General features: G+C 48.3%; 6 protein-coding genes and 1 pseudogene. 3 read left to right on the top strand and 4 right to left on the bottom strand.

Going from position 1 to position 6776, the window contains the following annotated elements:
• A pseudogene (locus tag ACT3RT_RS22835) lies at window positions 1–517 on the top strand (IS5-like element IS5 family transposase); the annotation flags it as partial.
• Between the two features lie 540 nt (window positions 518–1057).
• Here the strand turns inward: ACT3RT_RS22835 and ACT3RT_RS22830 are convergent.
• The 3 genes from ACT3RT_RS22830 to ACT3RT_RS22820 form a co-directional block, all read right to left on the bottom strand.
• Window positions 1058–1318, bottom strand: coding sequence for a Txe/YoeB family addiction module toxin (locus ACT3RT_RS22830; RefSeq protein ID WP_346637700.1), 261 nt, complete (start codon window positions 1316–1318; stop codon window positions 1058–1060).
• Entirely contained in the window at window positions 1315–1560 is a 246-nt protein-coding gene (locus ACT3RT_RS22825) for a type II toxin-antitoxin system Phd/YefM family antitoxin (RefSeq protein ID WP_353504348.1), read from the bottom strand. Before ACT3RT_RS22825 ends, ACT3RT_RS22830 begins: the two co-directional genes overlap by 4 nt.
• A 353-nt stretch (window positions 1561–1913) precedes the next feature.
• Complete coding sequence (locus ACT3RT_RS22820) at window positions 1914–2939, bottom strand: replication initiation protein (protein WP_353504347.1); 1026 nt, start codon at window positions 2937–2939, stop codon at window positions 1914–1916.
• Between the two features lie 913 nt (window positions 2940–3852).
• Between ACT3RT_RS22820 and ACT3RT_RS22815 the strand changes: the two genes are divergently transcribed.
• Together ACT3RT_RS22815 and ACT3RT_RS22810 are read left to right on the top strand one after the other, a co-directional pair.
• Window positions 3853–4488, top strand: coding sequence for an AAA family ATPase (locus tag ACT3RT_RS22815; RefSeq protein WP_353504346.1), 636 nt, complete (start codon window positions 3853–3855; stop codon window positions 4486–4488).
• The gene (locus ACT3RT_RS22810) at window positions 4482–4742 is read left to right on the top strand and encodes a ribbon-helix-helix domain-containing protein (protein WP_353504345.1); all 261 of its coding nucleotides are present in this window, start codon (window positions 4482–4484) and stop codon (window positions 4740–4742) included. Before ACT3RT_RS22815 ends, ACT3RT_RS22810 begins: the two co-directional genes overlap by 7 nt.
• A gap of 230 nt (window positions 4743–4972) precedes the next feature.
• Here ACT3RT_RS22810 and ACT3RT_RS22805 read toward each other — a convergent pair whose 3' ends face one another.
• Complete coding sequence (locus tag ACT3RT_RS22805) at window positions 4973–5764, bottom strand: tyrosine-type recombinase/integrase (RefSeq protein WP_353504344.1); 792 nt, start codon at window positions 5762–5764, stop codon at window positions 4973–4975.
• Window positions 5765–6776: the final 1012 nt, after the last annotated feature.

Genomic DNA, 6776 nt, shown 5'->3' with positions numbered 1-6776 from the left:
CAAAGAGCAGCAACGCGATCCGGAGATGCATCAGACCAAGAAAGGCAATCAGTGGCACTTTGGCATGAAGGCCCACATTGGTGTCGATGCCAAGAGTGGCCTGACCCACAGCCTAGTCACCACCGCGGCCAACGAGCATGACCTCAATCAGCTGGGTAATCTGCTGCATGGAGAGGAGCAATTTGTCTCAGCCGATGCCGGCTACCAAGGGGCGCCACAGCGCGAGGAGCTGGCCGAGGTGGATGTGGACTGGCTGATCGCCGAGCGCCCCGGCAAGGTAAGAACCTTGAAACAGCATCCACGCAAGAACAAAACGGCCATCAACATCGAATACATGAAAGCCAGCATCCGGGCCAAGGTGGAGCACCCATTTCGCATCATCAAGCGACAGTTCGGCTTCGTGAAAGCCAGATACAAGGGGTTGCTGAAAAACGATAACCAACTGGCGATGTTATTCACGCTGGCCAACCTGTTTCGGGCGGACCAAATGATACGTCAGTGGGAGAGATCTCACTAAAAACTGGGGATAACACCTTAAATGGCGAAGAAACGGTCTAAATAGGCTGATTCAAGGCATTTACGGGAGAAAAAATCGGCTCAAACATGAAGAAATGAAATGACTGAGTCAGCCGAGAAGAATTTCCCCGCTTATTCGCACCTTCCCTTGTATCTGTTCAGTAAGAGACATGAGCATTCTTTCAGAACGCTCAGCGATTTTCCCGATCTGCTTATTATCCCCAGACATACAGCCTCTCATGCAGCATTTTAATAAAAAAGCAATAATGCTACACAAAAGCATCGCTGTAAACACATCAGCAACGATTTTGCATTGTACTGAATATACTAATTGATCATTCTTAAGTACCACTCAGCAGGAGAAAAAAGAGGGGGTATTGATTAAACCTTCCTAAGAAATTATGAAGTCAGGCGGTCTTGCTTTATGTCGACAGCTGGTAAGGGACATGCTTCAACGTGAATCTAGGGATAAACTAACGGTCTCACTTTTCAGATGCGTTTGCCCTTACAGGCACAAAAAAGCCCGCATAATGCGGGCCTATCAGATGCCGGTGTAATGAAAACGACAGGCAATGATAACAATTTCGCCGTCTTTAACGTAGTAGACAAGCCGGTGTTCCCGGTCGATACGTCGTGACCATAATGGCCTTTTGTGCTTTAGCGGCTCGGGCTTACCTATCCCGACGAACGCGTCAGCATGCAGGGCTTTAATAAGTTGGCGCACGCGTTCGAACTTCTTCGGGTCGTTATCCTGCCAGTATCGATAGTCCTCAGCGGCGCGCGCCGTGAATACGGTTTTCATACATCAATTTCAACCGTTTCACCGCGATCTAACTGGTTCAATGATCCCTCTAAATGCGCAGCGTTTGCCGGGTTACTGAACAGGTAAAGCGTCTCAACCATGCTGCTGTATTCGTCTGCATCAATCATCACTACGTCACGGCTGCCACGACGGGTGATAACGACGGTATCTGCGTCCTCACTGACCTGATTCAGTACGTTCGCGAAATTGGTACGGGCCTCTGTAAAAGTGATGTGTCGCATTGAACAGTCTCCTTAAAGCAATTTGCAGACATAATAACAATGTACTTATTTAAGTACAAGTTTATCATCTCGCATTCTCCCTAGCTTCTCATAAGGCTGAAACACAGCGCATCATGTACTCGTTATATTCACGAGCCAACACAGTGCGTTGGTGTTATCTTCCGGTGTTTATAACTTCCTTATTCTCGCGGGAAAGGTCATGAACTTAATAACGCTTGCAAACAAGCTGCCTGCGTGCATTGAGAGTCCTCATGGGGGCATAAGCCTGGATATAAGTCTTAGGTATTCAGGTGCCTTTTTTCAGGCTTCTAAAGGCCTTATGGAGGGATCAACCTTAGGATCAGAATGGGATCTTAAACTGAAGCACTTATATTCGCGTCGGTTGGTTTTCTTTTTGACCTGCCAGAAATCTCAACTTTCATGCGTTTCACCGACGCATCATCGCCAATAATCTCATACCAGTGCAGCCACTTTTTTAAGTCTGCTAAAGGTAATTTCTCTTTATCATCATACTCTTCCAACCGTGCTCTAAAATCCTGCATCACGGCAATACATTTCCTCGCCCAGACGCCTTCTTTGTCGGACCCTTCGAGAACATGAGGCCTTCTCGGCAGACGTGGGCGTAAAGGTTTGGCAGATGTGGTTCCTGTTTCTGTGATATAAAAAAACTTGATCGCTTTAACGGATCTTCCCATTTTCACCGGTTCCCAAGTAACCGAAATATCCGTATTAGCGTTTATACGCTCAACAGCCGGGACCAGCACGTCACGTTTGAAAAACCGATATTCCTCGTATTTCCCCACCAGCCCTGTGCGTTCTTTCATCCAGTCAATTTCTAAGGCATCGGTCTCAATGATGCCGTTAGTGCGGGCATTTTTTGTGAGTTTTCTGAACTTAACCAGCCAGCTATAAAGCCGGAATGCGAAAGGAGTATCCAGTTTTGACACATGCTGAAAGTCAACCTGGGTAAATTCGCGTTTGAGGTCGTAAAGATAGGGCACCACATCAGGAGAAAAACGGATCGTCACATCGGCGCTGTTGTCTGATGCGTCATAGCGGATCGAAGAAAACCAAAACCTTTTTACTTTATCTAGGCGCTGCTTTTTATCGTTCCATTCAAACGTGACGATCGGCTTGCTGCCGAGTGAATCCGCGGCTTTCTTGAGCTGCTGGTGAGTATGAGATGGATTAACCCCGAACATTTTTTCAAAGTCCGCAGGAAACAAAGTATAAATACCATCGGGTTGAGGCTTTTTACTGTCGATTTGCACCAAGGCAAGATACAGAAGGCGCATTTCATCAAGGGTCGCGCTGTATGCACCTTCAAGAAGTTTATTATCCTGAGTCACGTACAGTTTTTTGACGCTTTGTTTATCCATGTATCTGTCTCAACCCAAAGGTGATATTTTTTTTGAATATATCACGTTAAAAACAGACTTATCAACAGATGATCGGATCACGTCTTGCCACAGATCCGATCACGTAACACCGCTAAAGTTATCACCTTTAACCGCAAAAGCGATCACGTATTACCACAAAGTATATCACGTAACTTGTTTTAACCTCTTGTAATATAGTAGTTAAATCAACACTAGAAACAAGAAAAGAGAAATAAGAAACAAGAAATAAAACAAGCTAACGCAGCTTCGCGTTGTTTTATTTTTTGATCGTCAGATGAAGAATGATCTTCGTATCAATATTGAGCACCATCAGTAAAACATTCTCTCATTAATGTGGTTTATAAATGTATCAACCTGAATGTATTGATTAAATCTTACATGAGAACCGCAAAACATATCACCTTAACAGATTCCGCATTCAGAACCTGACATCAGGCTTTGTGTGACAGTATCCCAGAAGAGTGTAATGACCGCGGAAAACAGGAATATGATCGTAAATTGTTACTCCGTGACCGCAAAACCTATCACGTATGACAGCTAACCGCCGGGATACAGATCCTGATGAAAAGCGCCGCAAATCATATCACGTTAGATAGGTTAAGCATTCCAGGCGAGAACGTAGCCAATCTTACCGCAAAAGTTATCACGTTAGAATGACACAGGCTACAATTAAGCCTATGAAATATAACAAATTATATCGCTGCTTATTGTTACCGCAATTAGTATCACGTTTAACTCTTGTACCTGTCTCATTCCCCAGTCGGTAAATATCAGCAGGATGCGCGTCTGTTATTAATTCGAGCAAAGCGCCAACGACACATTTGTTGTACCGCATTCGAGTAACGGCTAAAGTAGTACTACTTTGACATCAATATCACACTGGAAGGGTGCCATGATTATACTTATAGGGAGCCAAAAGGGAGGCTGTGGTAAGTCCACAACCGCCGCTAATATCGGCGCTGAACTTGCACGACAGGGAAAGGATGTGATGCTTGTTGATGCTGACCGGCAGGGTACGGCATCCAACTGGATCAGCGATCGTAATCAGAATATGAATCTGCCAAAAATCCACAGCATTCAGAAGTTCGACAACATCCATGAAACGCTGTCTGACCTGGCCAAACGCTATGAGTATGTCGTTGTGGATTCCGCAGGCCGCGACAGCCGGGAACTGCGCACCGGTATGAGCGCCGCCGACGTGCTGATCGTTCCTTTCAGACCCTCGCAGCCAGACCTCGATACGCTGCCCGCACTGCAGGACATCATCACGATGGCGTTAGATCTAAATCCCAAACTTCGGGTGAAAGCGCTGCTGACCATGGCGCCGACCAACCCGATCGTGAATGAGACTCAGGATGCAAAAATTTACCTGGCAGATTATCCGGTGCTCCAGCTGATGAATACCATCATTCGGGACCGTAAAATCTACCGTGACTGCATGTCGGAAGGTAAGGGCGTGGTGGAGATGGACAACGGCAAAGCCCGCGGTGAGATCCAATGCCTGGTACAGGAGATTGTGAAATGGTAAAACGCAGAGAACGGCCGGCACAAACAGCCGATGCCGATAAAATTGAGGCTTTTGCCGCGCTCGCCGAAAACACGCCGGCGCAGAAACTCAGCCTGCCCAAAGATGCCAAGCGGGACTATAAAGCCATCCGGGTACCCTTTAATGAGTTTGAGTTTACCCAGCTGGAGTCACTGTGCGAGAAAACCCAGCGCTCCAAGCTCAATATGATCCGCCATGCGCTATCTTTCTATGCCGAAAATGGGCTGGGTGAATAACGCTAAAAAGATACCATTTTTGGTACCAATAAGGAGCTTTTATAGTATTAAAAGGCTCCTTAATTTTCATTCTTCACTGGATCAGAACAAACCCGGCCAGGCTCATCTCTCCTTTTATATCCCTCCCCACGTTCATCCGTGCACTTCTTTGAAAAGCCTGTGTGACCAACATAAAAATTATTTATGCTAAAACGGTACCAATAGGGAGCCATATTTGTGCATTAAAGGTGTTATTTTTGCGTCAAAAAGGCACCTGAAATATGCGTTTCTTTCAGCAGGCTTACGGCCTGGGACTCCGGCATGCTGAAGGTGATCTGCTGGCTGGCCGCAATGTCTAACGCAAACACCCGCGTATACACTTCGGTACTTTCCGCTTTTTCATGGCCGAGTAATGCCTGCAGCACCTTCAGCGGCGTATGCTGATAGCAGTGGTGCATGGCGTAGCTGTGCCGAAATACGTGCGGCGTGACCGGCACTGAAAACGTGACGCCGTCACGCCTTGCCTCATCGACCGCCCGGGTTAACCAGTTTCTAACCGTTCTGTCGGTCGCCGTCCAGATGGGAAGCGGACGGCGCTCACCGGTTTGCGCATCGGTCTCAATCCTTTCGCGCGTGCTGGCGAACAGCCGGCGCAGCTCGTCCACAAACCCCGGATCGGATAAAGGCACCACGCGGTTTGCCGATTTCCCTTTAGCCGGACGGCCGGTGCCGGCGCGGCGTTGCTTGGCGGTGCGTATCACCACGTGCGGGTAATCGCCGTTAAGCCGGAAGTCGCGCCTTTTCAACGCCAGCACTTCATTGATCCGCCCGCCGGTGTTCCACAACGTGGAGACCAGGGCGTGCTGTGACCAGTCGGGCAAGTAGTGGAGCAGGGCGCTGACCTCCGGCAATAAAAGGTACCTTGGCAGGTCGGCATAGGCCATGGCCATCTGGCGAAGAGCCAGCGCGCGCCGGTGATCTTCGGGACGCACCATTAACATCGGTCGACGCTCCGGTCCCGGCAGCGTGGTCAACTCAGTCATCGGTTATCATCTCCTTCAAACAGAACCGCAAATGTCATCACGTGTGGCCAAAAACGGCTGAGATCGCGCTACGTAAAAAATAGCGCACTGACCCCCCGATCGGTTTTCAGAATTCACACAGCGCAATCTGCGCAAAATTATCCGCCGGCGGCGGCTAAGGTGACCATTTTCGCCCAGCGGCGGGGCGGATACCACGGCAAAAACTCGTGGACGTGATCGGTCATCGTTTCCGACTTATGGAATTATGCCATAAATCGGAATCAAATAATTTAGCGAGTTGCAAAGAGAGGATCCAAAAAGGATCCTTCACGTGCTGTATTTAGTGGCTAAAGAGGGTTGTGAACACCAGATGGTGGGGTTTAGGCCAAAAACCCGCCCGGGGGGCGCGGTTGCCGGTAATAGCAGAAAACGGAATGGGGTTGGTCCGGGGTGGCAAGTGGCTAGATTTCACAGAAGAGGGGGCTATTTCGGGAAGTGGGATTTTCTCATCATTTCATAGTCGGAATGCAGCTACGTGAATTCTGAAAACTTTCGGGGGGTATAAAGGCTGAATTTTTTAATCACCGCAATCTGCGTCACGATCTACCAGAATAAATACCGAAATGGCGTTCGGTCGTTTTATAGGGGGGCGCCTATACGGGAAAAACCTAACCTATGGGGGAATCGGGCGGACAGCAACGCCCCGTCGCTGCCGCCTGACCGGACCAGACGGTATGCAATCCTCTGAATCCAAATACATTATATCGCAGCAACCGGCAAAACCCTCCCTTTGACGTCTACAGAAAATCCCCCAACGATAAGCTGGCAAAAACCGCAATATCTGGTTTTTTCGTAAGAGATAAACACTAGATATAGTCTTATCCACAAAAGCGGGGGATAAGTCTGTGGGTAATTGGGCTTTCTTCTTTAAACCCCAATGCATTGGAAAAGGGTGCCGGCAGCCTGGCTTCACCCCAGTGGGTAACCAACGTGCTCTGCGTTGAGTAACACCCTCCGGAACTTTACCTAAGTC

It is taken from the genome of Ewingella sp. AOP9-I1-14, assembly GCF_052375995.1.
Taxonomy (GTDB): Bacteria; Pseudomonadota; Gammaproteobacteria; order Enterobacterales; family Enterobacteriaceae; genus Ewingella; species Ewingella allii.
The sequence above is the reverse complement of the archived record's forward strand: the minus strand, read 5'-3'. Positions and strand labels throughout refer to the sequence as shown.

What these genes read in the sequence shown, in the direction of transcription:
- ACT3RT_RS22825 (WP_353504348.1), bottom strand. Translation starts at nt 1,560, where the DNA reads ATGCGACACATCACTTTTACAGAGGCCCGTACCAATTTCGCGAACGTA.
- ACT3RT_RS22830 (WP_346637700.1), bottom strand. Translation starts at nt 1,318, where the DNA reads ATGAAAACCGTATTCACGGCGCGCGCCGCTGAGGACTATCGATACTGG.
- ACT3RT_RS22805 (WP_353504344.1), bottom strand. Translation starts at nt 5,764, where the DNA reads ATGACTGAGTTGACCACGCTGCCGGGACCGGAGCGTCGACCGATGTTA.
- ACT3RT_RS22810 (WP_353504345.1), top strand. Translation starts at nt 4,482, where the DNA reads ATGGTAAAACGCAGAGAACGGCCGGCACAAACAGCCGATGCCGATAAA.
- ACT3RT_RS22815 (WP_353504346.1), top strand. Translation starts at nt 3,853, where the DNA reads ATGATTATACTTATAGGGAGCCAAAAGGGAGGCTGTGGTAAGTCCACA.
- ACT3RT_RS22820 (WP_353504347.1), bottom strand. Translation starts at nt 2,939, where the DNA reads ATGGATAAACAAAGCGTCAAAAAACTGTACGTGACTCAGGATAATAAA.